The organism is Jiangella endophytica, from assembly GCF_003427025.1.
Taxonomy (GTDB): domain Bacteria; phylum Actinomycetota; class Actinomycetes; order Jiangellales; family Jiangellaceae; genus Jiangella; species Jiangella endophytica.
On the sequence record NZ_QVAI01000077.1, the window covers coordinates 1 to 322 of the forward strand.

1 protein-coding gene is annotated in these 322 nt (G+C 70.2%); it reads left to right on the forward strand.

Features of this window, described 5'->3' with window-relative positions; translation table 11 throughout:
• On the forward strand, positions 1-322 hold a 322-nt coding region (locus tag DZA62_RS35335), incomplete at both ends, for a ThuA domain-containing protein (RefSeq protein WP_198664553.1).

Below are 322 nucleotides of genomic sequence, written 5' to 3' on the forward strand. Positions count from 1 at the left end.
CTCGCAGTACGACGGCGGCCGGACGTTCTACACCGCGCTCGGGCACTCGGCGAGCCACTACGCCAACGCCGGCTTCCGCCAGCACATCGGCTGGGCCATCGAGTGGGCCGCGGGCACGACCGAGGGAGACTGCGGCGAGCCGCGTGAAGGCATCCCCACCGCGGCCGCCTTCGAGAAGGTCGCCCTCGACGACAACACCGCCAACCCGATGAAGCTGGACATCGCCGACGACGGCCGCGTCTTCTACACCGAGCTGGGTGGGGCGGTGAAGGTCTTCCACCCGGACACCCAGCAACTGTCGACCGCGGGCCAGATCCCGGTC